At 39.8% G+C, this 25,528-nt stretch carries 28 protein-coding genes; 10 read left to right on the forward strand and 18 right to left on the reverse strand.

Going from position 1 to position 25,528, the window contains the following annotated elements; all coding sequences use genetic code 11:
• Positions 1-82: 82 nt before the first annotated feature.
• The 5 genes from GQR53_RS15255 to GQR53_RS15275 all read right to left on the reverse strand — a co-directional run bounded on the left by GQR53_RS15255 (position 83) and on the right by GQR53_RS15275 (position 2,662).
• A complete protein-coding gene (locus GQR53_RS15255) occupies positions 83-415 on the reverse strand; it encodes a hypothetical protein (RefSeq protein ID WP_165744402.1) in 333 nt (110 codons plus the stop codon).
• A 3-nt stretch (positions 416-418) separates the two neighbouring features.
• Complete coding sequence (locus GQR53_RS15260; RefSeq protein WP_165744403.1) at positions 419-631, reverse strand: hypothetical protein; 213 nt, start codon at positions 629-631, stop codon at positions 419-421.
• 7 nt (positions 632-638) lie between these two features.
• A complete protein-coding gene (locus GQR53_RS15265) occupies positions 639-854 on the reverse strand; it encodes a hypothetical protein (RefSeq protein WP_165744404.1) in 216 nt (71 codons plus the stop codon).
• Positions 855-861: 7 nt separating this feature from the next.
• Positions 862-1,710 (reverse strand): ATP-binding protein, encoded by an 849-nt coding sequence (locus tag GQR53_RS15270; protein ID WP_165744405.1) that lies wholly within the window; start codon positions 1,708-1,710, stop codon positions 862-864.
• A 337-nt stretch (positions 1,711-2,047) separates the two neighbouring features.
• Complete coding sequence (locus GQR53_RS15275; protein ID WP_165744406.1) at positions 2,048-2,662, reverse strand: cold shock domain-containing protein; 615 nt, start codon at positions 2,660-2,662, stop codon at positions 2,048-2,050.
• Positions 2,663-3,054: 392 nt separating this feature from the next.
• Here GQR53_RS15275 and GQR53_RS15280 point away from each other — a divergent pair, with 392 nt between their 5' ends.
• Positions 3,055-3,675 (forward strand): trimeric intracellular cation channel family protein, encoded by a 621-nt coding sequence (locus GQR53_RS15280; protein WP_007586765.1) that lies wholly within the window; start codon positions 3,055-3,057, stop codon positions 3,673-3,675.
• Positions 3,676-3,746: 71 nt separating this feature from the next.
• On the opposite strand, the gene GQR53_RS15285 is transcribed toward GQR53_RS15280, so the two are convergent.
• Both GQR53_RS15285 and GQR53_RS15290 read right to left on the reverse strand, forming a co-directional pair.
• Positions 3,747-4,244: a YetF domain-containing protein gene (locus GQR53_RS15285; protein ID WP_165744407.1), complete on the reverse strand. Its 498-nt coding sequence runs from the start codon at positions 4,242-4,244 to the stop codon at positions 3,747-3,749.
• 26 nt (positions 4,245-4,270) lie between these two features.
• Entirely contained in the window at positions 4,271-4,624 is a 354-nt protein-coding gene (locus tag GQR53_RS15290) for a hypothetical protein (RefSeq protein ID WP_165744408.1), read from the reverse strand.
• A 211-nt stretch (positions 4,625-4,835) separates the two neighbouring features.
• Here GQR53_RS15290 and gloA point away from each other — a divergent pair, with 211 nt between their 5' ends.
• The 3 genes from gloA to GQR53_RS15305 all read left to right on the forward strand — a co-directional run bounded on the left by gloA (position 4,836) and on the right by GQR53_RS15305 (position 7,746).
• Positions 4,836-5,363: a lactoylglutathione lyase gene (gloA, locus tag GQR53_RS15295; protein WP_024589304.1), complete on the forward strand. Its 528-nt coding sequence runs from the start codon at positions 4,836-4,838 to the stop codon at positions 5,361-5,363.
• 168 nt (positions 5,364-5,531) lie between these two features.
• Complete coding sequence (locus GQR53_RS15300) at positions 5,532-6,161, forward strand: response regulator transcription factor (RefSeq protein WP_101163978.1); 630 nt, start codon at positions 5,532-5,534, stop codon at positions 6,159-6,161.
• Positions 6,148-7,746: an MASE1 domain-containing protein gene (locus GQR53_RS15305; protein WP_165744409.1), complete on the forward strand. Its 1,599-nt coding sequence runs from the start codon at positions 6,148-6,150 to the stop codon at positions 7,744-7,746. Before GQR53_RS15300 ends, GQR53_RS15305 begins: the two co-directional genes overlap by 14 nt.
• On the opposite strand, the gene GQR53_RS15310 is transcribed toward GQR53_RS15305, so the two are convergent.
• The 8 genes from GQR53_RS15310 to bioB all read right to left on the reverse strand — a co-directional run bounded on the left by GQR53_RS15310 (position 7,743) and on the right by bioB (position 15,490).
• A complete protein-coding gene (locus tag GQR53_RS15310) occupies positions 7,743-8,285 on the reverse strand; it encodes a hypothetical protein (protein WP_165744410.1) in 543 nt (180 codons plus the stop codon). The two genes, GQR53_RS15305 and GQR53_RS15310, sit on opposite strands and share 4 nt — an antisense overlap.
• A 201-nt stretch (positions 8,286-8,486) precedes the next feature.
• Positions 8,487-8,732, reverse strand: coding sequence for a hypothetical protein (locus GQR53_RS15315; RefSeq protein WP_231619989.1), 246 nt, complete (start codon positions 8,730-8,732; stop codon positions 8,487-8,489).
• Positions 8,733-8,930: 198 nt separating this feature from the next.
• Positions 8,931-9,794: a protease HtpX gene (gene htpX / locus GQR53_RS15320; protein WP_165744411.1), complete on the reverse strand. Its 864-nt coding sequence runs from the start codon at positions 9,792-9,794 to the stop codon at positions 8,931-8,933.
• 212 nt (positions 9,795-10,006) lie between these two features.
• Positions 10,007-11,566 carry an FAD-dependent oxidoreductase gene (locus tag GQR53_RS15325; RefSeq protein WP_165744412.1) on the reverse strand — a complete coding sequence of 520 codons (1,560 nt, stop codon included), beginning with the start codon at positions 11,564-11,566 and terminating at the stop codon, positions 10,007-10,009.
• 123 nt (positions 11,567-11,689) lie between these two features.
• On the reverse strand, positions 11,690-12,373 hold the full coding sequence (bioD, locus tag GQR53_RS15330) for a dethiobiotin synthase (protein ID WP_165744413.1): 684 nt from the start codon (positions 12,371-12,373) through the stop codon (positions 11,690-11,692).
• Between the two features lie 28 nt (positions 12,374-12,401).
• Positions 12,402-13,289 carry a methyltransferase domain-containing protein gene (locus GQR53_RS15335; protein ID WP_165744414.1) on the reverse strand — a complete coding sequence of 296 codons (888 nt, stop codon included), beginning with the start codon at positions 13,287-13,289 and terminating at the stop codon, positions 12,402-12,404.
• Positions 13,286-14,437, reverse strand: coding sequence for an 8-amino-7-oxononanoate synthase (locus GQR53_RS15340; RefSeq protein ID WP_165744415.1), 1,152 nt, complete (start codon positions 14,435-14,437; stop codon positions 13,286-13,288). Before GQR53_RS15340 ends, GQR53_RS15335 begins: the two co-directional genes overlap by 4 nt.
• Positions 14,438-14,449: 12 nt before the next feature.
• Complete coding sequence (gene bioB / locus GQR53_RS15345; RefSeq protein WP_002961242.1) at positions 14,450-15,490, reverse strand: biotin synthase BioB; 1,041 nt, start codon at positions 15,488-15,490, stop codon at positions 14,450-14,452.
• 94 nt (positions 15,491-15,584) lie between these two features.
• Between bioB and bioA the strand changes: the two genes are divergently transcribed.
• The 5 genes from bioA (at position 15,585) to GQR53_RS15370 (ending at position 21,441) form a co-directional block, all read left to right on the forward strand.
• Entirely contained in the window at positions 15,585-16,886 is a 1,302-nt protein-coding gene (gene bioA, locus GQR53_RS15350; RefSeq protein WP_165744416.1) for an adenosylmethionine--8-amino-7-oxononanoate transaminase, read from the forward strand.
• 171 nt (positions 16,887-17,057) lie between these two features.
• Positions 17,058-17,870 (forward strand): hypothetical protein, encoded by an 813-nt coding sequence (locus GQR53_RS15355; RefSeq protein ID WP_002961238.1) that lies wholly within the window; start codon positions 17,058-17,060, stop codon positions 17,868-17,870.
• The gene (locus GQR53_RS15360; protein ID WP_165744417.1) at positions 17,871-18,911 is read left to right on the forward strand and encodes an extracellular solute-binding protein; all 1,041 of its coding nucleotides are present in this window, start codon (positions 17,871-17,873) and stop codon (positions 18,909-18,911) included.
• Positions 18,911-20,410 carry an iron ABC transporter permease gene (locus GQR53_RS15365; RefSeq protein WP_165744418.1) on the forward strand — a complete coding sequence of 500 codons (1,500 nt, stop codon included), beginning with the start codon at positions 18,911-18,913 and terminating at the stop codon, positions 20,408-20,410. The genes GQR53_RS15360 and GQR53_RS15365 overlap by 1 nt, the downstream gene beginning before the upstream one ends.
• A gap of 14 nt (positions 20,411-20,424) precedes the next feature.
• Positions 20,425-21,441 (forward strand): ABC transporter ATP-binding protein, encoded by a 1,017-nt coding sequence (locus GQR53_RS15370; protein WP_165744419.1) that lies wholly within the window; start codon positions 20,425-20,427, stop codon positions 21,439-21,441.
• Between the two features lie 89 nt (positions 21,442-21,530).
• Here GQR53_RS15370 and GQR53_RS15375 read toward each other — a convergent pair whose 3' ends face one another.
• The gene (locus GQR53_RS15375; RefSeq protein WP_002961231.1) at positions 21,531-21,965 is read right to left on the reverse strand and encodes an ATP-binding protein; all 435 of its coding nucleotides are present in this window, start codon (positions 21,963-21,965) and stop codon (positions 21,531-21,533) included.
• 297 nt (positions 21,966-22,262) lie between these two features.
• Between GQR53_RS15375 and asnS the strand changes: the two genes are divergently transcribed.
• Positions 22,263-23,660: an asparagine--tRNA ligase gene (asnS, locus tag GQR53_RS15380; protein WP_024596826.1), complete on the forward strand. Its 1,398-nt coding sequence runs from the start codon at positions 22,263-22,265 to the stop codon at positions 23,658-23,660.
• A 139-nt stretch (positions 23,661-23,799) separates the two neighbouring features.
• Here the strand turns inward: asnS and GQR53_RS15385 are convergent, their stop codons facing one another.
• Together GQR53_RS15385 and GQR53_RS15390 are read right to left on the reverse strand one after the other, a co-directional pair.
• On the reverse strand, positions 23,800-24,726 hold the full coding sequence (locus GQR53_RS15385) for an FAD-binding protein (protein ID WP_165744420.1): 927 nt from the start codon (positions 24,724-24,726) through the stop codon (positions 23,800-23,802).
• The gene (locus GQR53_RS15390; RefSeq protein WP_165744421.1) at positions 24,727-25,476 is read right to left on the reverse strand and encodes an electron transfer flavoprotein subunit beta/FixA family protein; all 750 of its coding nucleotides are present in this window, start codon (positions 25,474-25,476) and stop codon (positions 24,727-24,729) included.
• Between the last annotated feature and the right edge of the window lie 52 nt (positions 25,477-25,528).

The following is a 25,528-nucleotide window of genomic DNA, read 5'->3' on the forward strand; positions in this document are numbered from 1 at the left end:
TGCTAGATATTTAGCAATTTAGGCTGACACAGAATTCTGAACGCCCTCCGTGTCCGACTTTAGCGACTTGTTAGGTGGTTTTTTATATATCAAACTTCATATGAGTAATTGAAGTGGTGTTTATCGAGATTAATATCTCTAGAATGGTAGAAAGATCTTTAATGTTAGTTTCATCACGACTTTTCTTAGAGTATTTCGTTAATAATTTAGAAAAACCATTTATTAATTGATTTCTGATTTCCTCTAAATGTATCCTCTCGATCTTTTCTCCTTCACCATCATGGCCTTCAGGGATAATATCCTCCACATCATTTATTTGGTCAAGATATTCTATTTGCAAAATATCATGCCAAAGCTTTTTACCTACTCTAACCGATTTTTTACAATCAAAGTTTTCATAAAAGTCTATTTCCATTTTTCATTCCTCTTCCCAATCAACATCTAAATCTTCAGCTTCAACATTTTCGAAATAAACTATTTGATTATCATCAAAGATTGCTTTAGCTCCGCGTGTGATTTTATGCCCTGATACAACAGCTTTAGCTTTCTGTTTTACTATTTTTCTTGCAGTCGTTGTCCCAACTCCTTCTCGATGAACTTTTATTTCTATAAAATCATCTTCATTAGCCATTATTTACTCACTTATTCTTTTCTTCTAATTTATCAGACATAATTACCATTAGTTTTTCAAAATCTTTTTTACTTACTCGAACATCTCCCCTCTTGTCATTACCCTCAGTTGCTTCGACATCCAAACCTTTAGATTTCCCTAACTTTTCGATAGCATCAACTAAATCTTCGTGTTTAAGAGTAGACTCTGCGGCTTTTCGAGCTGAACTCATTTTCTTTTTCATATTTACCCTATTTTAGCGCACTTAGCTTACTTTTATGCTCTTCAAAATCCAACTTTGACGAATCAGAAAGCTTAAAAGATGACTTAACAAATTTTTGATCTATATTCACACCAACGAGCTTTTCCAACAATATATTTTGCATAACCAAACAGACGTCATATGCCGTGAGGTTTTTCTCATTAACTATTTCATGTAATTCAACATAATCTATATTTCCCACAATTTCCAAATCAGAAAATATTGGCTTTAACCAACATTTAAAATCTTCCACATTAATATTATTCTCTATGGGTAATTTGATAGAAAATCGCCTTTTAACGGCTGTATCTATCAATGAAAACATGTTTGTTGTCGTAGTGATGATGGGCGTAAATTTATATTTTTTAGATTGAATTCTGTCAATTTCTTTTATAAATGTATTAACAAGTCTTTTAACCCCTGATGACTCATTACTTATATATCGTGAACAAAGAACAGCATCTACATCATCAAAGTGAAGAAAGACTTTTTCTTCATTCTCAGATGACTCTTCAACTTGTTCAAAAAATAATTTTAATTGCTGTGATGACTTACCCAAATCTTTATCTAATAAAAGTTCCAAACTTAAGCTGAAATATTTAAAATCATCACACTGCAAGCCAAGAGATACATTTTTTAACAGCGTTGTTTTTCCAGTTCCAGGAGAGCCATAGAGCATAATTGTTGGATTAAATTTATATAGTTCCCTTTTATGTTCCCAATCATTTGACCACACTAACTGACAAAATTTTAGTAACTTATCATATTCATTATTAAGCCCGTATAATGGAGTTTGATCATAATCACTTAATTTATTTTCAGTAAAAAACACACTCATATCACTTATCTCTAATTATTGATTTAATATGTTACCTCCATGTAATTTGGTAACAGTAGTTAATAGGTTACAAACATTCACCACCTAACAGCTTATTGAACCCCACTTTGGGGGGGATAACACACCAAAACGGCGTATACTACGTTGTTCGATATTCACACAAAACAACTCTACTAGTAACAACTAGCTACAAGAGTTATTCAATGCCTTTGTAATTTAACCCCAAAACGACTTTTAATAATTTTATGGGACAAAAATTACATGGCTGTATTTATACACAGCCATTAATTAATTCTTTTTTTATTCACCCAAACCTTTAACTAAACGATTTATAAAATTACCATTCATTTTTAAACCTTGTATCTCTCTCACAAGGGTTACCATCTCTATCGCCATCCATTTTTGTATTTGGGCAGTTATTAATAAAAAATACAGCCTCTGCTCGTGAAGTCATTTGGCTGCAGTGCTGCCTACCATCACACGTAAAATTATGGGTGTTTTTTGGTATCACTATTTTCGGGTATTGCGCATCAAAGGTGGCTAAATCGGCGTTGGTAATAACGTGAGTATGGTTATTAAATTTCTCGTTAGTTTTATAATGGTTGTATTTATTTACTGCGATAAAGCCAAGCACGACGATAATGCTAATTGAAGCAACTTTACCTAAAAAGCTACTGGCAAAGTTAGATTTAGCAATGCGATGCGGCTGTTGATTGTGTTTTTGGTAAGGGGCTTTAAGCTCTGTAACGCCTTCTATGCGGCAGTTAACTGCTTTGGTTTTACCGTCGGGCTGCGTTGCAACTTCAAAATAAATGGTGTCGCCAACTTTAGGCTTGCGGCTCATGTGTTTGAGCGCTGATATGTGTATAAATGTGTCGTGTTCTAGGGTGTCTGATTTAATAAAACCAAAACCTTTGTCGGTTTTCCACGACTTTAACAATCCTTTGTTCATATATCCACCTGCCCTGCTTAAGCTGCGTTTTACGCAAATTCCATTTAGTTAACACTTTTTATTATACGTTCCTAAATTAAAACCATGCAACCAAATATTCATGTTGCGTTAATTTTTACGCTTTACCTAATAAAATAAACTCAAAATAAACGTGCTAAAAACAACTAAAACTCAACTTATTTTATTTATAATTTGCGGTCAAATGTCCTTTAATTCACATCAACCATTACGCACTCACCTACCAACTTAACAGCTTGTTTACACTAGGTTTTGTCATTAGTTATTTCTATCTAAATTAACCTTTTTTAGTACGATTTTTCATTCGTTATTTACTTAATTTATCTATACAATCCACACCTTATTTTTACGCACGTATTTTAAGTGATTATCTCATGTTACTAACCGTTGTTTATATTATTGGTATTACCGCAGAAGCCATGACCGGCGCACTTAGCGCAGGACGAATGAAAATGGATTGGTTTGGCGTAGTGCTAGTAGCCAGCGCCACGGCAATTGGCGGTGGTAGCGTACGAGATATATTACTAGGCAATTACCCGCTTACGTGGGTACAACACCCAGAGTATTTATTAATTACCTGTATTGCAGGTATTGTCACTACGTGGCTGGCTAAATGGGTAGTTAAATTTAAAGGCATATTTATGCGCCTAGACGCCCTGGGTTTAGCTGCCTTTAGTATTATTGGCTGCCAAGTGGGGCTAAATATGGGGCTGCATTATGGAATTTGTGTAGTGGCTGCGGTTGTTACTGGCGTATTTGGTGGGTTACTGCGTGATTTAATATGCCGCCAAGCGCCGCTTGTATTACATAACGAGCTATACGCGAGTGTATCGTTACTTGTTGCCTGTTTATACTTAGCGCTGCACCATTATAATATTGATGACAACATCAGCATTATTGTAAGCCTTGTTGCAGGCTATTTAATACGTATGGCATCAATACGCTTTAAATGGCGCTTACCTACCTTTAGTTTATTAGAGCAGCACGCTAAATAAAAATAACCTTCAATACAAAATAAGGCAGGTAATATACCTGCCTTAGTTAATATAACTATTAGCGTATTAATTTAATGCCCGCTTACATCGCTTAACCCGCTGTTATTTTGCTTAAGTACACTAAAACTGCCGTCGGTTTCTAGCACTACGGCGGCTACATCTTCAATGGCTAATATACCAGCACCACGAATAGCAGCGCGAATTTCTGATTTTGTTACGCGCTGCGATTTAAGTGCAGCCGTGCAGTATTCACCATCACTCAGTAAAAGCGTGGGCTCTGCTTTTATAAGCGCTGCAAATTTTGACGAGCGCACACTAAGCCATGTGATAACATATTGCAGCCCAATTAATACTACAAAGGCAAGTATGCCCTCAAACAGCGGTACACTTTTTGAAATAACCACCGACGCTAATATAGAGCCCAGCGCAATGGTGACTATAAAGTCGAACACGTTCCACTTTGAAAGCGTACGTTTACCCGATACGCGCAGCCAAAACACCAGTGCAATATAACCCAGTACGCCTATTGTAAGTACACGTAATAACCCCTGAATATCATCGTAAAACATAATGGCTCCTTTTTTGTAAGTGCTCGTTATTTACTTACATTTTTTAATCTAATTAATTGCTTAATACCTAAAAACGTACCAAGTGGAATAAATAAAATCCACAGGTAGGCATAAAATTTTGAAATATTTATAAACATGGCTGAGCTGTTTATGTTTAACCTACTATTTAGCACGTACGTATTTATAAAAAGCCCAATTAAAGCAGGAATAATTTGTATAAGTGATACAACAATGGCTGATGAAATATGCCCCGCGATTAACTTAGGATCGCCACCAGCAAATACTGTATACGCATTATAAAACCCACTAAAAAAACTCGTGAGTGCGAGTAATAAAAAAGCCTGTAATATTAGACTTAGTAAAGGTAAAAGTGTTTTCAAAAAAACGTCCTAGTTTGTGTTAATAATATGCACAAGAGATGTTTAACAGCCCATTAGTTTTAATTATACGCTTTGCAAATACTGTGCAAGTAATTTAAAGCCAATTATAACGCGTTGAATTACCAAGAATGGTTTTAATTTAAGTGGGGGTTGATTATGATGGAGCACGTAATACTTACACCCTTTTTTATAATTTTCAGTAAGGATCACCATGTCTAACTATAACGAATCTCCAGAACAAGTTGAACAGGCCACTCAGGGCTTTGTTATGCAACAAACTATGTTACGTATTAAAGATCCAAAGCCGTCGCTTGAATTTTACCAAAATGTATTAGGTATGAAGCTGTTAGGTAAGTATGATTTTCCTGGTATGAAGTTTACGCTTTACTTTTTAGGCTACGAGCAAGAATTGCCACAAGGTGATGATAAAACTAAAGCAGAATGGGTGTTTCGTCGCCCTGCGCTAATTGAGCTTACCCATAACTGGGGCACTGAAAGCGACGACAGCTTTGAGGGATACCACAGTGGTAACCAAGAACCAAAAGGCTTTGGCCATATTGGTATTAGTGTACCGGATGTTTACGAAGCCTGTGAGCGCTTTGCAAAATACGATGTTGAGTTTGTAAAAAAACCAGATGATGGCTCAATGAAAGGCTTAGCATTTATTAAAGACCCTGACGGCTACTGGATTGAAATACTATCTGCCGAAGGAATTACTGAGATTATTCTTTCTCAGTAATAATAAGCTGCTGTAAAAAGATCTTAGTTGTAATCTCCACCAGCAACTAATTACCAATTTAGAACCACTGGTTTTGTTACCTTGCTTTTAAGCGAGGTAACCCATTTAAAACGTTTTAGGTAATTAGTTACCCGCCCCGCTGTATTGTAAGCATAAAAGGAGATTTAAATGCTCATTGGCATCATAGAAGATCATCAATTAGTAAGAGACAGCTTTAAAAAGCTTTTAGAGTTACAACCAGATTGGAAAGTAATTATTGAAGCCTGCAGCGTAACAGAAGCCAAGCTGGCTGTAGAGCTTGAACAACCTGATATATTTATTGTTGATATATCGCTTAACGGGACTGAAACCGGCCTTTCTTTTTTATCGTACCTTGAAGGGTCTTTCCCGCATATTAAAAGTATTGTTGCCTCCATGCACGACCACGAACCTTATGTAAGCAATGCTTTGCGATTAGGTGCTTTGGGTTATGTGTCTAAACGTTCTGCCTCTGATGAGCTAATAGATGCAGTTAAAGCGGTCGCTTTAGGTAAAAGATACATTAGCGAAGACGTAAATTTTTCGATGAGTAGCGAAAATTTAGCATTAACGGTGCTTACTAACAGAGAGCTTGAAGCCCTTCCGTTATTTTCTAAGGGGTTAAACGCTAAACAAGTTGCGCAAATACTCGAAATAATGCCTAAAACAGCACATGTACACAAAGCAAACATATACAGCAAACTTAATGTTACTACCTCGTTTGAACTGCTAAAAATTGCAATTGATGCGGGAGTAATACAGTTAGATGAACTTACCTAACGTTTCTTCTTTATATAATGTTAGTTTTACTACCGCATACAAAGAGGTAGCTAAACAGTTATTGGTGGGGCTAATTTACTTTATTGCTTCACTCGCCGCTTTTTGGGTTAGCCAAAACCTTGAAACCGTACCCGAAAGCAGCGCGATATTTATTCCCGCAGGCGTAAAAATTGCGTTTTACTTACTCACTCCAACACGCTATTGGCTCACCTTATGGGTTGTCTCGCGCGCTTTAGCTGCACAGCTTGGCTTAACATACAGTGGGGTTTGGGAGTTTGATTTATTTCATGGCTTTTGGCAGGAGCTTTGCTTTATAGCGCTTGTTTGTGTGTTTAAAAATAGCCGTTGGCCGCCAAGCATTAACGACAGCCTAGGTATACTTTCGTTAATACTGCTTTGTGTTGCGAGTACATCTATAAAGTGGTTTTTGTTTGCCAGTGCGTTTGAATTTACAAATGTATTGGTTGCAAAAGAGCTACTGCAATATCAGTTAAACATGTGCTTGGGCGATATTACTGGTTCGTTGTTAATTGCCCCTTTTATTATGTTAATTTACGATTCTAAATACAGTTTTAACACAGTCAGGCTCACTAAGTTATTTGGCCTAGTAGCCACTTTAGTGTGTTTTATATTAATTGTATTTTTTGTCTATGCGGTTCGCCCAGACACCTACCCGCTATTAAGGCTTGCATCGTTATTACCTATAATTTGGTTTTCGTATAAGTATGGCTCGTTAGGCGCTGTAAGCAGTGCAGCGCTAATTAACGCGTTAATAATTGTTGAAGCTAGCATTACGCACGAGCCTAGCAATACCTACATTAGCCAGTTATTTATTTTAGCAAACGCAATTACCAGTATGGTTTTAGGCGCTGCAATTACTGAGCTTAAACGTAAAAACAACGAGTTAAAGCAAACCAATAAAGAGCTTAAAGAGCAGCTAATTCAAAACACGGCGCTGGCTGCCAAAATGGTGTCGGTTCAAGAAAACGAGCGAAAGCATCTTTCGCAAGAGTTGCATGACGAATTAGGGCAAAACCTAACGGCATTAAAAACAGATTTAGCTATTTTGTCGCACCTTAGTAACGATGATACCCAATCGTTTGTGACTACATTAAAAAACAATGCTAATTCGATGTATGACTCTGTTTATCAATTAATGCATTATCTTCGCCCGCGTGAGTTAGATGAACTCGGTTTAGAAAAGGCAATAACACAAGGGCGACTAAAAAGCTTACTGCACAAGGAAAATATTAAGTATCAGCCACAATTTAAGTTAGATAATAGCCTTTCAAAAGATCACGAAATAGCTATTTACCGAATTTGCCAAGAAGCAGTAACCAATTGTATGAAGCACAGCAATGCTAGCAAACTGGTTATAAATATAATAAACAGCGACGAATTTATTGAGTTAACAATTAGCGATAACGGGACTTTAGTAACCCCAACAGATAACTCAGGTCACTACGGTTTAGCGTTTATAGAGGAGCGAACTACAGCATTAGGCGGAACTTTTAAGGTGTTTAAACAAAATGGCTTTACCATTAAAGTAAAGCTGCCTTTGAGTTTTGATAGCGCAATTAACTAGCAAACATGAACTTGTTTGGTATAAAATTTTTGCCTTAATTGGCCTTCGTCAAGGTGGTCGGGATTAACTTGGATCTCGGCTTGATTACCTAATAGCTGTAATAGCATTCCTTTTGATATTAGGTAGTTGCCTAAACTTGATTTTACAATGACTTCTTTGCCTATGGCTTCTTGTAAGCGTGGCGTAGGTAAGCTCGGATGGCTAATTGGTTTTAAGCCCTCAGCTGAGGTAAATAAGTTTATGCAATGCTCTTTAGCTGCAACAATACTTTCGTTTTTACTTTTAATCACATCTACATTATTTAAAAAATGAATTAGTGCTTGGTTAGCCTGATCAAACTCTGCTGATACGTCATCTATATTGTGGGCGGTAGCCCATTTTCGCACAACTATGTATTCGTTTTTTTTAACACGAATTAAGCTTATTGAGGCTCCGGTCATTCTGCTATTCCACTCAATGTGGTAGCAATCAGTTCCTACGCTGTGAAGCAACACGCTCATGCTTCCAAAATCCTTTGTACTTTCATCAATCAAGCTCATTTTCGATCCCTCACTTGCAAGTTACAAGGAGTGTATAAACGATTACTTAAGTAATAAATCATCCATATTCTTAATCGCTCTAGGAAAATGGCTTATATAAATTTTGGATTTAGTGGCTTGCAAGTCAATAACTAATATTACATACAAAAAAGCGAGTGGTTTAGCTAACTGCTAATAATTAATTTGTAAGTGATTTATAGCTTATTTATAAGCCCAGGCATCGGTTATTGTTACTTGGCAATTGTTATAACTGGCCGCTTGTTTTTGCGCAATACCTCTTATCCTAAAGTTTGTAGAGTCATTAGGAAGTATTATTAAGTCTTCGTCGGTTATTGATAGCGTATCGACTAGTGCGTTTTGATCAGTTAAAAAGTCGACCTTAAACTTTATATTTTTAAAGGTGAAGTTTGATTCTTTTTTTACCTGCCCTATGCATGCAACATACAATGCATCGTTTTCATTTTTAGTGTTAATTTGGCTTACATTAGCGATTAAGTTTTTTTGTGCTAGCTTAAAAAAGTAACGATTTTATAACGCAATACAAATAACTGTATATAAATACAGTGCGTGCGATTTTAGCATTTTAACGTAAACATAAAAAAGCCAGCGGTTAAGCTGGCTTAGAATATTTACTAACTTACATAGTTACTTGCGTAGTGCGTCTATTCGCGCATCAAGCGGTGGGTGCGATGAAAACAACTCAGCAACGCCTTTACCACTTGCAATACCAAAGGCCATCATTGAGCCTTCTAATTGCGAAGGATGGTTTTGCTTTAATCGCTCAAGGGCGGAACGCATTTTATCAGCACCAACTAGTTTTGCTGCGCCGCTGTCGGCTGCAAACTCACGTTTACGGCTGTAACTTGCAACCACTATGCTTGCTAGTACACCAAATAATACTTGGAATAACATATCGAATAAGAAGTATGTCCAGCTACTACCGCCCTCTTCTTCATCGCTATTAATAAAGTTATCTACAATGCCTGCCAGTACTTTTGCGGCAAATATTACAAAGGTGTTTACCACGCCTTGTATTAGCGTAAGCGTTACCATGTCGCCGTTAGCCACGTGCGATACTTCGTGGGCAAGTACGGCTTCGGCCTGATCTTTGGTCATGTTGTGCATTAAGCCTGTGCTTACTGCCACTAACGAGTTGTTTTTACTTGGGCCCGTAGCAAACGCGTTCATTTCTGGGCTGTCGTAAATAGCCACTTCTGGCATTTTAATACCTGCTTTTTGTGCTTGCGCAGATACCGTTTGTACAAGCCAATGTTCGGTTTCGTTTCGAGGCTGCGTAATCACATGCGCACCTGTTGATTTTTTAGCGATCCATTTCGACATAAATAACGAAATAAACGATCCACCAAAACCAAATACTGTGGCTATAAGTAAAATTCCGCCTAGGCTACGATGGCTTAAGCCCAGCGCACTGATTATTATTGAAAGCACTACACCTAATACCAACATAACCGCTAGGTTAGTTAATAAAAACAAAAATATACGTTTCATATTGTCCTCACAAAAATAGGTTTGATCACCGAACATAAAATTAAATTAGGTTAAAGCAATCACTGCGCTATGACACACTATGTCATAACGTTAGCGCTATTCTGTGACAAACTATGTCATAACACAAGTGTTATTTATGTGTTTATTGATAATTTTTTTAAGAAGGGTTTTACAGCAAATTTAAGACTAAAGCTTCTCTATAAGTCAGCTTATTACAAGCTGTTATTAAGCTTTGCCATATCAATCGGAAAACCACGCTCGTGTGCCAATATGCGTGCAACTTCGTTAATTTTGTCGCCGCTATTATGTTTAAGGTACGACCATTGATGGGTACTACGGTGATGATTTACAGCAGGATCGCTACTTATTATTCCTAATTTTATAAACTCACCCACTATTTGATCTGCCGCTATTAACGTTGACGATGCTTTTACATTTTCGGCCCGTGCGTAACTAATATGCGAATATAAGCTTACATCGGCTACGCGCAAGGTGTCGTCATCACCTGGAATTTGTTGCCCGCCATACAAGGCATTATTTTGTGTGCTAGCAGTTTTAAACGCAGGGACAAACTCGGCTACATAATCAATTGCTGTTTGGGTACGTGTTTGCAATGCTGCTTTGTCCCAACCATCTTTAATATAATGAAGGTACTTATTGGGAAGTTTAGGTTGTGCGCTCATTGGCGTTGCATCAGCTAACCCATCATTAAACAATGTAATGTTGTTAGTCATGCCATGTATTTGAAAATACCCGTTAGGGTAAGGCGTTAGTTGCGCCATGCCCTCTGGCGTGCCACGGTTACCATAAATAATAATTTCGGGTATTTGCCCACCAGCACCTTGCCAATGAGTAATGTAAGAGGCTTTAAATTCAACCATGCGTTTTACATCTACACCAACCAGGTCGTCAATAATACCGGTTTGAAAACCACACGCATTAATTAGGTAATCTACCTCAATGGTTTGTGTATCAGATTGTTCATCAAGGCTTGGCTCTGATTGGTATTCAATGCACCACTTATGTGTTTGCTTATCTTTATTGGTATTTATAACTGGCGATACATTTTTAACACTGGTGCTTGTTAAAACGTGAGCGTGTTTGTACTGTGCAAGAGCGAGTTGTGCACTGGCCGATAAACGAAAAATATTCCAGCCATATTCTTGTGCAACAATTAGCGGAAACTTTAGCTTCTCTAAATCTAAATGCTTAGCCACGGGTATCATCCACTCATCTAACGACGTGGGCTTGGCTACTTGTTTTTGCTTAGCAAGCTTTAGCATTTGATCATAACTATATAACTGATAATAATGCTCTGGCTCGCCTAACACTTTATTAGCACTGTCTTGCTCTACAAGCTCGCTGTAGGCTTTTACTAATTTATTTAAACGCGGAAATAAATCTTCCGGTGAGTCGTCATCGCGCTTAGGCACTGCAAATACTGTGGGGCGAACATCTATGGTGTGAGGATAAAGGCGAGCAATATCTATACATTGCTTGAGTAAATCTATGCAGTCTTCGTCGGGTATTTCACGATATAAGTTGCCACCTGCATGCAAATGGCACATTGGAGGGCCATCAATTAACGACTTTTTCTTTTCAAGCACATAAGTCTCTAACCCTAACGCAGCAAGTCTAATGGCTATTGTGGCGCCAGCTGTGCCTCCACCTATTATACCTACGCGTTTTTTAGGTAAGCCATAGTTTAGTGCTTTTGGCTCAGCGCTTACGTGCGCATCAGGGGCGTAGTTTTCAATAAATGGGGGCGTCATATAGTCGTTATATCCTTAGTAACATTGTCTTTAAGCAAGCTATGTATTTATAAACATTTATATGTGTACTAAGGCTGACTATTTCAAGATTTACCTAAAAAAGTAACTTTTTTTTAAAACCACTTAAGTGTTTATAGATAACTCACTAAGCAAGCCTTTGTATATTTGTAACTTAGGAGTTTGCTCGCTGTATGGGCTTATAGCAAGTATTGGAAACGGCAAACGTGCTTTAAGTGAATCAAGATTTGCTTGGTATTCGTCCATGTTTTTATCGACTTGGTTTGCAATCCAGCCAACGCAGCTTATTCCCATACTTTGCATATGCGCAGCGGTTAGTAATGCATGATTTAAGCAACCTAGCTTCATGCCAACAACGAGTATTACCGGCAGTTGCTCTGCTTTAACCCAGTCGTACAAATAATCGTTTTTATTAATTGGTAATGCCCAGCCACCAGCGCCTTCAGTAAGTATGTAATTAGCGCCCTTTTGTTTTACGTTTTTATAAGCATCACTTAGTTTATCAATAGTAATACTAACTCCAACTTGCTCAGCAGCTATGTGCGGCGCAATAGGGGGTGCAAACGCAAACGGATTTACTACGTCGTATTTAGCGCTCACTGTTGCGCTTTCCATTAGTATAAGGGCATCGGTGTTTACTAGTTGATCGAACGCCATTTCGCAGCCAGCAGCAAGGGGCTTAAAGCCAATAGCTTGTTTTTTATGTTGGGCAAGTAACTTTAATAGCAAACTGGTAACGTGGGTTTTTCCGGCATCGGTGTCGGTGCCTGTTATAAAAAATTCTTTCATGCGTTGCCTTTAATGCCTTTGGGCTTATTTAATGTTTTTGTAATGATAACAGCACCACATGATAAGACACACATGCTTTATTATTTATAAGCGGATACGCACTGCATACTTTTTGTAGCGCCGATTTAGTAAGTAGCCCTTGACGCGTATTGGTATGATTTTGCGTGGTAGCCCCAATAGCCTTAATAGAGGCAATAGCTTTTAAAGGTGTTGTGTATTCATCGGTGTAAATACGTTTTTTAGCGCTGTTAATAATAAACCCTGTATTTTGGACTGATTGGTTTATATGCAATTCACTATTAAAGGTATTTATGTGGCTGTTTGAATCAAGCGCGGCAAAGGCTGTTTTTATTTCGTTAAGTGAGCCCTCTACCACAGTGCTTATGTACGCCCGCCCGCCTGGTTTTAATATGTTGTAAAGTGATTGCATTAAAGCCGAAAAATTAGCAGACCACTGCACTGCAAAGTTACTGTAAATAACATCAACACTGTTTGCTTGTAGCGGTAAGTTATCCATATCGGCGCATATTTTGGGTGTGGTTAAATCACTACTTTGCAGCATGTTTAAGCTCAAATCCATGGCAATAACGCTTGCAAACATACTTTGTAAGCGTTGTGTATTAACAAGCGGGCCTGCGCCTAAATCAACACAAAGCTTATTTTTATTAATGCCTGGTTTTATTTGCGCAAATAGATCGCTCGCTGCGTGTTTTTGTACATTTGCATGAGTGTTATAACGCGCTGCCGCCTTTGAAAATTTACTTTGTGTAGACTTTTTAAGCTCCTTATTTAGCTCCTTATTTAGCTCCTTGCTTAAATCCTTGTTTAACTCTCTATTTGAATCGCTACCCACTAGGCACGGTTTTACAAGTTGTGTTTGCACTAGCTCTGTTTTTAATACTGGCTGAGCAGTCATGCTATTGCACCTACTAAATGCTTAACTAAGTGCGTTATGTCGTGCTCGGAATGTGCAGCGGTTAAAGTAATGCGTAAACGTGAGGTGTTATGTGCCACCGTGGGCGGACGGATAGCGGTAAGCCAAATACCTTGTTGTTTAAGTTTATCTGCCGCTTGCAACGTTTGCTCAGCGCAGCCTAATACAATGGGCTGTATGGCTGTGTTTGATTTCATTACTGCAATATTATGGGTTTTAGCGAGTTGCTTAAATAACGCAATATTGGCATTTAGCTTATCGCGTTTATCATCAGCTGTTTTTATGCTTTTAATACGCGCAAGTGTGTGGCTTGCCATAAGCGGCGACATAGCAGTTGAATACGTGTAATCGCGATTAAATTGCAGCATGTAATCAATAAACTGTTTACTGCCTAATACACACGCGCCACTACTAGCCACTGCTTTACCAAAGGTAATAACTAATATATCTGGCAGCGTTTGAGTAATAAACGCTTCGCAACTACCCAAACCGGTTCTACCTAATGCACCAAAGCCGTGTGCGTCGTCAATCATTAGCCATGCGTTGTGCTGTTTTGCAAGTGCGAGTAATTCTTTAAGAGGAGCGGTATCGCCATCCATCGAAAACACACCTTCGCTTATAATTAGCTTGTTTTGCGCTTTTGATTTTTCGAGCCGTGAACGTAAATGGTTCATATCATTGTGATTAAAACGCACTAATGCCGCGTTTGAGTGCATAGCCCCGTCAATCAAACTTGCATGATTTAACTTATCTTGAAAAATAGCGCTGTTTTGTGCAGCCGCTTTATCTTGAAACAACGCTTTAATTACGCTGCTATTAGCGCTAAACCCTGAGTTAAATAACATAGCAGCGCCATAACCGAACTGCTCGCATAAATATTGTTCAAGCGCTTTTTGCTGCGCCTGATAACCTGTAACCAATGCTGAGCTGTGACTCCCTAATGCGTGGGAGTCATTAAGGTTAACAGCCTCATCACCAAAGCCTAAGTAGTCGTTACTGGCAAAGTTAAGGTAGGTTTTATTATTAACCGTTATGGTGCGCGCTGTTGCATGTTGTACTACGTGGCGTTTACGAAGTAACGCATCTTGCAGGCGAGCCTGCAGATGCGTATTTATAAAATCAAAAGGCATAGATATAAAAGCCTACGCTTCGTAAAACAATTCAGAGGTTGCTTTATCGGCTACTTGCGATGAAAGCGAGGCTTCTACTGCTTCATCTGAATAGTCGTGACGCTTTTCTGGGTTCATACCTAATTTTTTAATTAGGTTCATATCGGCATCAGCATCTGGGTTTTCGGTGGTAAGTAGCTTATCGCCATAAAATATTGAGTTAGCGCCTGCAAAAAAGCACATCGATTGCATTTGCTCGTTCATGGCGTTTCGCCCTGCCGATAAACGCACATAGCTATGTGGCATCATAATGCGCGCTGTTGCTATGGTACGTATAAATTCAAAGTGATCTAAATCGTCTACGTTTTCAAGCGGAGTGCCTTTTACTTTAACGAGCATATTAATAGGCACACTTTCTGGTTGTTGTGGCAAATTAGCTAGTTGCATAAGTAGTCCAAAACGGTCGCTTGCTTGCTCACCCATACCGACTATTCCGCCTGAGCATACTTTCATACCGGCATCGCGTACGTGGTCAATGGTATTTAATCTATCTTGAAAAGTACGAGTTGATATAATTTGCTCGTAATACTCAGGTGACGTGTCAAGGTTATGATTATAGTAATCAAGCCCTGCATCTCTAAGTTCATGCGCTTTTTCGTTTGTGAGTTTACCCAGCGTCATACAGGTTTCTAACCCTAGCTCTTTTACTTCTTTAACCATTTGCGAAATGTATGGCATGTCTCTGTCTTTTGGATCTGACCATGCAGCCCCCATACAAAAACGGGTAGCGCCTTTTTGTTTTGCAAGGCGTGCTTGCTCTACTACTTTTTCTACTTCTATTAAGCGTTCGCGTTCTAAATCTGTTCGGTAATGCCCCGACTGCGGACAGTACTTACAGTCTTCTGGGCAAGCGCCTGTTTTAATTGATAACAACGTAGAAATTTGCACTTCATTTGGGTTGAAGTTAGCACGGTGAACCGATGCGGCTTTAAAAAGTAAATCGTTAAATGGCATTTCAAATAATGCTTTAACTTCAGCGTGGGTCCAATCGTGACGAACAGGTGCAAGTTCCATAATACTCTCTTATTTTTTTCATAACGGTGATATTGGCTTAGTCTACGAGTTGAAGTACCATTGTCAACGAAGCCAACCAAGTTAAAGTTTACATATGATTAAAAAGAATACGATTGACCTTGATTTTGATCGTGAGCACATTTGGCATCCATATACGTCTATGACCAAGCCAATTCCGGTATACCCCGTTACACATGCTAATCACAATATTATTCACCTCGAAACTGGCGAGCAATTAATCGATGGCATGGCCTCGTGGTGGAGCGCAATACATGGCTATAACCACCCTGTTATAAATAACGCCATGATTGAGCAAATCAACTGTATGAGCCACATTATGTTTGGCGGTATTACGCATATCAGCGCAGTAGAGCTGTGCAAAAAAATAGTAAATATAACGCCGCCTAGTTTAACTAAAGTGTTTTTAGCCGACAGCGGATCGGTAAGTGTTGAAGTAGCAATAAAAATGGCGCTGCAATATTGGTTAAGTCAAGGCATTACAACAAAACAAAAATTAATGACACCTTACAAGGGCTACCATGGCGACACCTTTGCAGCCATGAGCGTATGCGACCCAGTTAACTCAATGCATAGTTTGTATTCAGGATTTTTACCTGAACACGTATTTGTGCCTGCACCGGTTAGTCAATTTGGGAGCGAGTTTAACCAAACTGAAGCCCAAGAGCTTGAAGAATACTTTAAAGCAAACCACAGCCAAGTAGCCGCCTTTATCATTGAGCCAATAGTACAAAACGCGGGGGGTATGAACTTTTATCACCCTGATTATTTAGCCTGCGTACGTAAATTATGCACCCAATATAACGTACTGTTAATTTGCGACGAAATTGCCACAGGCTTTGGCCGTACAGGTAAATTATTTGCTGTAGAGCACGCCAATATAGAGCCCGATATAATGTGTATTGGTAAAGCATTAACCGGCGGCTCAATGACGCTATCGGCCACTATAACAAGTGATAAAATAGCCATTGGCATAAGCGAAGGTGAAGCCGGTGTTTTAATGCACGGCCCTACGTTTATGGGTAACCCGCTTGCCTGTGCAGCGGCCTGCGCAAGTATTGATTTATTACTTGAGAAAAACTGGCAACAACGAATAAAGCAGCTAAACACCCAGCTACAACAACTTAATAAATGCAGTGAACTAGATGCGGTTGCCAATGTGCGTACCTTAGGAGCAATAGGCGTTGTTGAACTGAACGAGGCTGCGGGCAATGTTGATGTTGCTAAAATTCAGGCTTATTTTGTAGAGCAAGGTGTATGGATACGCCCATTCGGTAAACTAATTTACCTTATGCCACCGTATATAAGTGACGACACAAGTATAAAAACACTGTGTGATGCCATTTATAATGCCATTAAAGGCAAACATTACGCTTAATAGTCGGTCTCAATAACTAATCCTAATACAGGTTATAGCGCTATTTGCTGTAACCTACCGCTACATTTAGTGTTTTTATCTATTAAGCGAGTTTGTAGTTATTGATCTCGTTAACCATTAGCTATATGATAATGTCTATCATTTACAATTACCTTTTTGGACTTCTTTGCTATGAAATTACTATTTAAACCAGCCAAAACTTTAGGTGCAAGCCTTTTACTAGCCTCGGCGTTTATGGCTCAACCAGTATTAGCTAACGGCCCTATTGGCGAGCATGTTAATCATCTTCAAGCTAACCTTAAAAGTTACGCAGAAGAAGTAGAATGGATGGTAGGCAAAGTTGATACCATGGTAAGCGACTACGATACTAAAGGCGCAAAATCTGTAAAAACTGATGATTTAATTGAATATTGGGAATCAGTTAAGTTTCACAGCGCAATAGAAACTAACTTTGTACCAGTATACGCCTCTATTTGGCAGGGTCTTTATGGCGTAAAAATGGCCATTGATAATAAAGAGCCTGCTGAGGAAGTTCGTAAACAGCAAAAAGCGATGAACATAGCCTTGTGGCAAGGCCTTGGGGCTGTTAAGCTTGCTGCAAAATTCCAGCAAAAAGGCTTGTTAGACACAGTAAAAGCAACCGCTACAACTCAAATGACACAAAGTGCCACAATTGATGAAATTAAGCACAAATTAGACCGTGTAGTAGCTAAATTTGCTGAGCGTTTACGAGATGAAGCAACTGAAATTGTTCACGATACTTATCTGCACCTGTTTGAAGGCGTTGAAGGTACTCTTATTGAACAAGATGCAAAACTAGTTGAAGTGCTGGAAAAAGACTTTAACGTAACACTGCCACAGGCCATTAAAAACAGCAAAAGCGTAGACGAAGTACGCGATGTGATCAGTGACATGCAAACAAAATTAGACCGCGCTAAGGTTTTAATAGAAAAAGCCGAAAAAGCTCGTAAGGATGTATTTTAAGTGAAGCGTAGGACCTTTATTCAAGGCCTAGCCGCGTTAGGGGTGGTTGGCTCATTGCCACTGCCTTTTTCTCGTGCGCTAGCCGCTGATATAGCAAACCCTGTTTCTGTTGACGATTTACCAAAGCTTAAAGGCGAGTTAACGCTTTATTTAGGCCGAGGCGAAGGTGGTTTGTATGAAAACGTATTACAAGCAATCCAGAAAAAAAATCCAGACTTTAAACTCGGTATACGCCGAGGTCCTACTGCTGCTTTAGCAAATACCATTGTTGCAGAAGCTAAAGCTGGCGTTCGCCGGGCTGATTTATTTTGGGCGGTTGATTCAGGCGCAATTGGTTTAGTAACCGATGCTGGCCTTGCACAACCTATCCCAGGTGATTTATCTGCTCAGTTACAACCACAGTTTAGATATAAAGAGTGGGCACCAGTAACTGGCCGTATTCGTACATTGCCATATAACACGTCGCGTTTGACTAAAGATCAAATTCCAACAAGTATTATGGAAATTGCCGACAGCGATTTAAGTATTGGTTGGGCGCCCGCCTACGCTTCTTTTCAATCGTTTGTAACCGCAATGCGAATCTTAGAAGGCGATGACAAAACCGCTAAGTGGCTTAAAAAGGTTCAAAAACGTGCTAAAACATACGCCGGCGAGCTAGGTGTTGTTATGGGCGTTGAACGCGGTGAAGTTGATATTGGTTTTGCAAATCACTATTACACTTTGCGTTTAAAATCAGGTAAGCCTGATGCCAAGCTAGATTTAGCATTTACACAAAATGATGCGGGCTGTTTAGTTAATGCATCGGGTGTATTAGCGCTTAACGACGATCCGCTTGCAACTAACTTTATGCGTTACTTACTAAGTAAAGAAGTACAAGGTTACTTAGCCAGTGAAGCGTACGAAATTCCGTTAGTAAATGGTATTACCCAACCTGAGGGTTTACCGTCACTTGCTAATATTTCTCCACCTAAAGTAGATTTAACACAGCTAGCTGATTTACGCCCTACTATAGATTTGATGCGAAGCAGCGGCGTATTGTAATGAAAATACCTGCCTCTTATCCAATGGCGCTGCTTGCAGCGCTTGTTGCGCTTACCCCTGTTTATGTATTAATTGTGCTTGCAAGCGATGCAAGCTCAGTGTTTGACACCCACAACCTGCAAATTTTAGGTAACACGTTATCGTTAATGGGTTTAACGGTACTCGGATCTATTTTAATTGGTGTGCCACTGGCGTTTATTAGCGCGTATGTGCATTTACCATTTAAAAAGCTCTGGCTGGTTGTATTTGCAGCCCCACTGGCAATTCCCAGTTATATTGGCGCATTTACACTTTATGCTGCTTTTGGCCCCGGTGGCGAAATAAACACCTTAACAGGAATAGAAACACCATCTATGTATGGCCTAACAGGTGCCGCCATTGTAATGACACTTTATACCTTCCCGTTTGTAATGATGACAACTCGCTCATCCCTACTGAGCCTTGACGCAAGCATGGTTAACGCTGCGCGTACGCTGGGCATGTCGATGACGCAAAGTATATTTAAAGTTATATTACCGCGCGTAGTTAACGGTATTGCAGCAGGCTCATTGTTAGTCGCGCTTTATACGTTATCTGACTTTGGTACGCCCGCAATGATGCGCTTAGATACCTTTACTCGCGTAATTTACGTTGAATACAATGCCTTTGCATTAGGACGCGCTGCAATGCTTTCACTTCAGCTGATGGTTATTGTCGGTTTTTTACTTTTAGTTGAATCACAAATAAAAACAGCACCTGAGCGCCATGGTCGCCCGTTAATTTTATTTCCAAGTAAATTACAATTAAGTGCGATGTTTGTTACGTTTGCACCTGTTTTACTACTCGCTATTGGCTTGCCTTTGGCTATATTTTCGCTTTGGTTAGCTCGCGATGGTTTTAGCTCATTTGATTTTAATATTGCATGGAACTCTACGTATGCATCGGGTATTGCGGCAATTGTAGCCGTTATCGTTGCGATCCCCGTTGCACATGCCGCACTGAGTGGAAAAGCGGGTCGTATAATGGAGCGTGTTACTTACTTTGGTTTTGGTATTCCGGGTATAGTAATGGGCACAGCGCTTGTTTACGGTGGTTTGCAGTTGCCGTTTTTATATCAAACACTGGGATTGCTTATTATTGCTTATACGCTGCGATTTTTACCACTTGCTGTAGGCTCTGTTAGAACAAGCACCGAACACTTAGATCCAAGCTTAGTAAAGTCTGCGCGCGTATTAGGGGCAAGCCCACGTGAAGTATTTACTCGTATAACACTGCCTTTAACAATGCGTGGTATTATTGCCGGTGCAGCACTGGTGTTTTTAGAGTCAATGCGCGAACTCGAAGCCACGCTACTACTTGGTCCTACAGGGTTTGAAACCCTCTCTACTTATTTATGGCGTGTATACGAAGCGGGCTATTTTGGTCGCGCCGCTATTCCTGGATTATTGTTAGTAGTGATATCTGCCTGCGGGTTAGCTATTATGATGTCTGGCGAAAAACGCAACCAGTTTGAACATTAAGGATTTAAGAAACAATGCTATCTGTAAGTCAGTTGTCTATAGATTATGGCAGTAACCGCGTAGTAAGCGATTTAAACTTTTCGCTGGGTGAAAACGAAATCCTTATGCTTGTAGGGCCAACAGGTTGTGGTAAAAGTACAATTTTACAAGCCCTTGCTGGCCTTATACCTATTAGCGAAGGCGAAATAAACACGGGGAAATGGCGCGCTACTCCCAAATTAACACTACCTCCTGAAAAACGCAGTGTAGGTATGGTGTTTCAAGATTTTGCGTTATTTCCGCACTTAACCGTACAGCAAAACATTTGCTTTAGATTAAAAGATACAGCCCCTGCTGAGTATTGGATAAACCTACTTGGGTTGAGCGATTTTAGAGATAAAAAACCAGCAACGCTTTCTGGCGGACAAAAGCAACGCGTTGCACTTGCGCGTACCCTTGCCCACCAACCTGACTTTGTATTACTTGATGAGCCGCTTTCAAACTTAGATGCCGCCCTTAAAGACATGCTTCGTTGGGATATTAGAAACGCACTTAAAGCCGCTGGCGTACCGGCGATTTGGGTAACACACGACCAAGAAGAAGCACTCTCAGTTGGCGACCGCGTTGGTGTGCTTAAAGACGGCAAAATTCAGCAAATCGATTCACCCGAGCGCTGTTTTAGTACCCCAAACAATCGCTTTGTGGCACGCTTTTTAGGTGAAGCCAGCTTTATTAGCGGCCAATTTAGCCAAGGACAAGCCACTACCTCAATTGGTAATGCGCCCGCTCATGGCGTTGACTGTGAAAGTGGCGACGTTGATGTACTACTTCGACCAGACGATGTGTTACTTGTACAAAGCAGCGTTGGCAATAACGGCGAAGTAATTTGGGTACGTTTTGAAGGTGGCAGCCGCTTGTGCGCTGTAAAACTTGCGTGCTCTACGGTTGTAACTAGCCGAGTAAGCCATGAAGTTGTGGTAAACCCTGGCGACGAAGTGCATGTATCACTAAGTACCTCGCACCCATTAGCGGTTTATAAACAAAAAGCTTAATTACCTTGTAACTTACATAAACCAAAAAAGCCCATATATGGGCTTTTTAATAGGTATTGCTATGTATGTTACTAACTAAACTCGAAGCACTACCACTCAAACATGTAGGCCATTTTGCTTATAGTTTTTAGCGGCACATTATGTGAGTTTCGTTTAGCGTATAGGTGCTGCATAGCTTTGTCTTTTACTTCACCCACTATCACTTCTTTTACTTGATAACCTAAAGCAACGGCAGCTTGAGAGTAAGCTATAAATTCCCACTTTTTAATATTGGTGTTATCTACAATCACCAATGGAATGCCTTGAGCAAGTGCATTTATAAAGCGCGCCAAATTTAAATTATGAAATTGTGGTAACTTAAATTTATCAAAATGATATTCGCCCTGCTCATTATTAAAGTAATCATCAGTTGAGCAAATTAGATACTGACTTTCGTCGGCTCCACCTAATTCGTCAGCAAGGCTTTGCGCGTAGTAAGACTTACCACTTCCTGGTAGTCCTCGTAAAATAAAAACTTGTTTCATAGCATCGATTTTTTAAGGGTGAATAAATATTAATTTAGTTTGGATGTTAATAATGCCACAAAATCATTAAATTTCAGAGCAACAAATCATAATAGTGGCAATTAAACTCTAAAAACTGTTTAAAAATAAACCGCATGCATAAAAACTTTTAAAGAGTTGCCCACAATAGTTTTTTTATTTAACTTTACTAGGTAAGATACATGGTTCAAGTGCAGCGCCGTTTATGTGCAATTTATGCCCGAGTGTTGCGCACAGTTAAAATAAAATAGTTAGGCAACTTATATCATTGGAGTGAAGATGAGCCATTTAGCGATTTCAGAGCTATTAAAAGGCAATGTTGCGGTAGACAGCCAAGTAACAATTAAGGGCTGGATCCGTACTCGCCGCGATTCAAAAGCAGGAATTTCATTTTTAGCCGTTCATGACGGTTCGTGTTTTGATCCTATTCAAGCGGTAGTTCCTAATTCACTGAATAATTATGATGAAGTTACTAGCTTAACAGCCGGTTGTTCTGTGTCGGTTACTGGTGTTTTAGTTCAATCTGCTGGCCAAGGTCAATCTTACGAAATTCAAGCTAACTCAGTGACTGTGTTAGGTTGGGTAGAAAACCCAGATTCATACCCAATGTCGGCAAAGCGCCACAGCATTGAGTACTTACGTGAGCACGCTCACCTTCGCCCTCGTACAAATATGATTGGCGCGGTAACTCGTGTACGTAACTGTTTAGCACAAGCTATTCACCGTTTTTACCACGAGCAAGGCTTTTACTGGATCAGCACGCCAATTATTACAGCAAGTGACTGTGAAGGCGCTGGCGAAATGTTCCGTGTATCTACGCTTGATATGCAAAACTTACCGCTTACAGATAAAGGCGAAGTTGATTACAGCGAAGATTTCTTTGGTAAAGAAGCATTCCTTACTGTATCTGGCCAGTTAAATGGCGAAACTTACGCGTCTGCAATGTCAAAAATTTACACGTTTGGCCCAACATTCCGTGCAGAGAATTCAAATACATCTCGCCACCTTGCAGAATTTTGGATGGTAGAGCCAGAAGTCGCATTTGCTGATTTAGAAGACATAGCAAAACTTGCTGAAAACATGCTTAAGTATGTGTTTAAAGCCGTACTTGAAGAGCGCCGTGATGATATGGAATTTTTTGCACAACGTGTAGAAAAAACCGCAATTACGCGTTTAGAAGAATTTGTAGATAAAGACTTTGCACAAGTTGACTACACAGACGCTGTAGAAATCCTTAAAAACTGTGGCAAAAAGTTTGAGTACGCTGTTGAATGGGGTGTAGATTTACAATCTGAGCACGAGCGTTACTTAGCTGAAGAGCACTTTAAAGCACCGGTAGTTATTAAAAACTACCCTCGTGACATTAAAGCATTTTACATGCGCCAAAACGAAGACGGTAAAACCGTTGCCGCTATGGACGTTGTAGCACCAGGTATTGGTGAGATCATTGGTGGTTCACAACGTGAAGAACGCCTTGATGTGCTTGATGCACGCCTAGAAGAAATGGGCTTAAACAAAGAAGATTACAGCTGGTACCGCGATTTACGTAAATACGGTAGCGTGCCGCACTCAGGCTTTGGTTTAGGCTTTGAACGCTTAGTTGCTTATGTAACAGGTATGGGCAACGTACGTGACGTTATTGCCTTCCCTCGTACTAAAGGCAGCGCAACTTACTAATATTTAGTAAGATGTTTATAAATACTAAAAACCGGCCAATTGGCTGGTTTTTTTGTGTCTTTAATCTACCGAATAAAAAAGCCGCAGCACTCAAAGAGCACCACGGCTTTCAACCAGAATAAGTTTGTTTATTTAAAGGCTATAAAGCACTCTCTAACTGTGGCAGTACTTCAAACAAATCAGCCACTAAACCGTAGTCAGCTACCTGAAAAATAGGTGCGTCTGGGTCTTTATTTATCGCGACGATTACTTTTGAGTCTTTCATACCGGCTAAATGCTGAATAGCACCGCTGATACCTACAGCAATATATAAGTTAGGTGCTACAATTTTACCTGTTTGCCCTACTTGCATGTCGTTAGGTACAAAGCCTGCATCAACTGCTGCACGCGATGCACCAATAGCTGCACCTAGTTTATCGGCAATACCATTAAGTAATGCAAAGTTTTCGCCGTTTTGCATACCGCGACCACCCGATATGACCACACTAGCTGCTGTAAGCTCAGGGCGTTCTGATTCGGTTTGCTCAACACTTACAAAGCTGCTTAATTGTGAATCTGATACTGTATCAATGCTTGTTATAGCAACAGCTGATTGCTCACCTTGTAAATCGAAGCTACTGGCACGTACGGTAATTACTTTTTTACTGTCGAGTGATTTAACCGTGGCGATTGCATTACCTGCGTAAATTGGACGTTTAAATGTATCGGCGTCCACTACTGCGATAATTTCAGAAATTTGCGCAACATCTAATAGTGCGGCAACACGTGGCATAAAGTTTTTGCCCGTTGTAGTAGCACTTGCAACAATGTGGCTGTAGTTGTCGCTAAGTGATAAAACTAAATCGCTCATGCTCTCAGCTAACTGATGTTCATAAACGACATTATCGGCAACCAAAACATTAGCTACGCCATCAATGCTGGCCACTTGTGAGCTCATTGCGCTTAAGTTGTTACCTGCAATTAGTACATCAATAGGAAAACCCATTTTTACTGCGGCGTTAATAGTTTTTGAGGTTTCTGGTTTTAAGGCACCGTTGTCGTGCTCTGCAATTACGAGTGTTTTCATTTAAATCACCTTTGCCTCTGTTTTTAATTTTTCTACAAGCTGCGCTACGTCTTCTACAATAATTCCTGCGTTGCGTTTAGCTGGCTCTTCTACACTTATTAATTGCATACGCGGTGTTAAATCAACACCAAGCGAATCTGTTGCTATTACTTCAAGCGGCTTACGTTTGGCTTTCATAATATTTGGCAGTGATGCGTAGCGAGGCTCATTTAAGCGTAAATCAGTTGTAACAACTGCCGGTAAATTAAGTGCTACCGTTTGCAGCCCGCCATCAACTTCGCGTGTTACGTTTACTTTGCCATTTTCAATAACTACTTTTGATGCAAATGTACCCTGCCCGCGATTAGTTAATGCAGCAAGCATTTGACCTGTTTGATTATTATCTGAGTCAATTGACTGCTTACCTAAAATGACAAGTTCAGGCGTTTCTTGCTCTACAATTTTAGCGAGTAGTTTTGCAATATGAAGTGACTCGAGCTTTTCATCGTTTTCGATGTGAATGGCTTTGTCAGCGCCCAATGCTAATGCTGTGCGTAATTGTTCTTGTGATGCTTTTGGACCAATAGTTACGGCAACCACCTCAGTGGCGGTACCGGCTTCTTTAAGGCGAATTGCTTCTTCTATAGCAATCTCACAAAACGGGTTCATTGCCATTTTAACGTTGGTTAAATCAACGTCGCTGTTATCACTTTTAACGCGTGCTTTTACGTTGTAATCAATCACTCTTTTTATTGGTACGAGAACTTTCATAGGAACTCCATAATTATTTAAACCTACAAGGTAACGTGCACGTCAACCTATT

The sequence above is a fragment of the Pseudoalteromonas sp. Z9A6 genome (assembly GCF_011378805.1).
GTDB classification, from domain to species: Bacteria; Pseudomonadota; Gammaproteobacteria; order Enterobacterales; family Alteromonadaceae; genus Pseudoalteromonas; species Pseudoalteromonas distincta.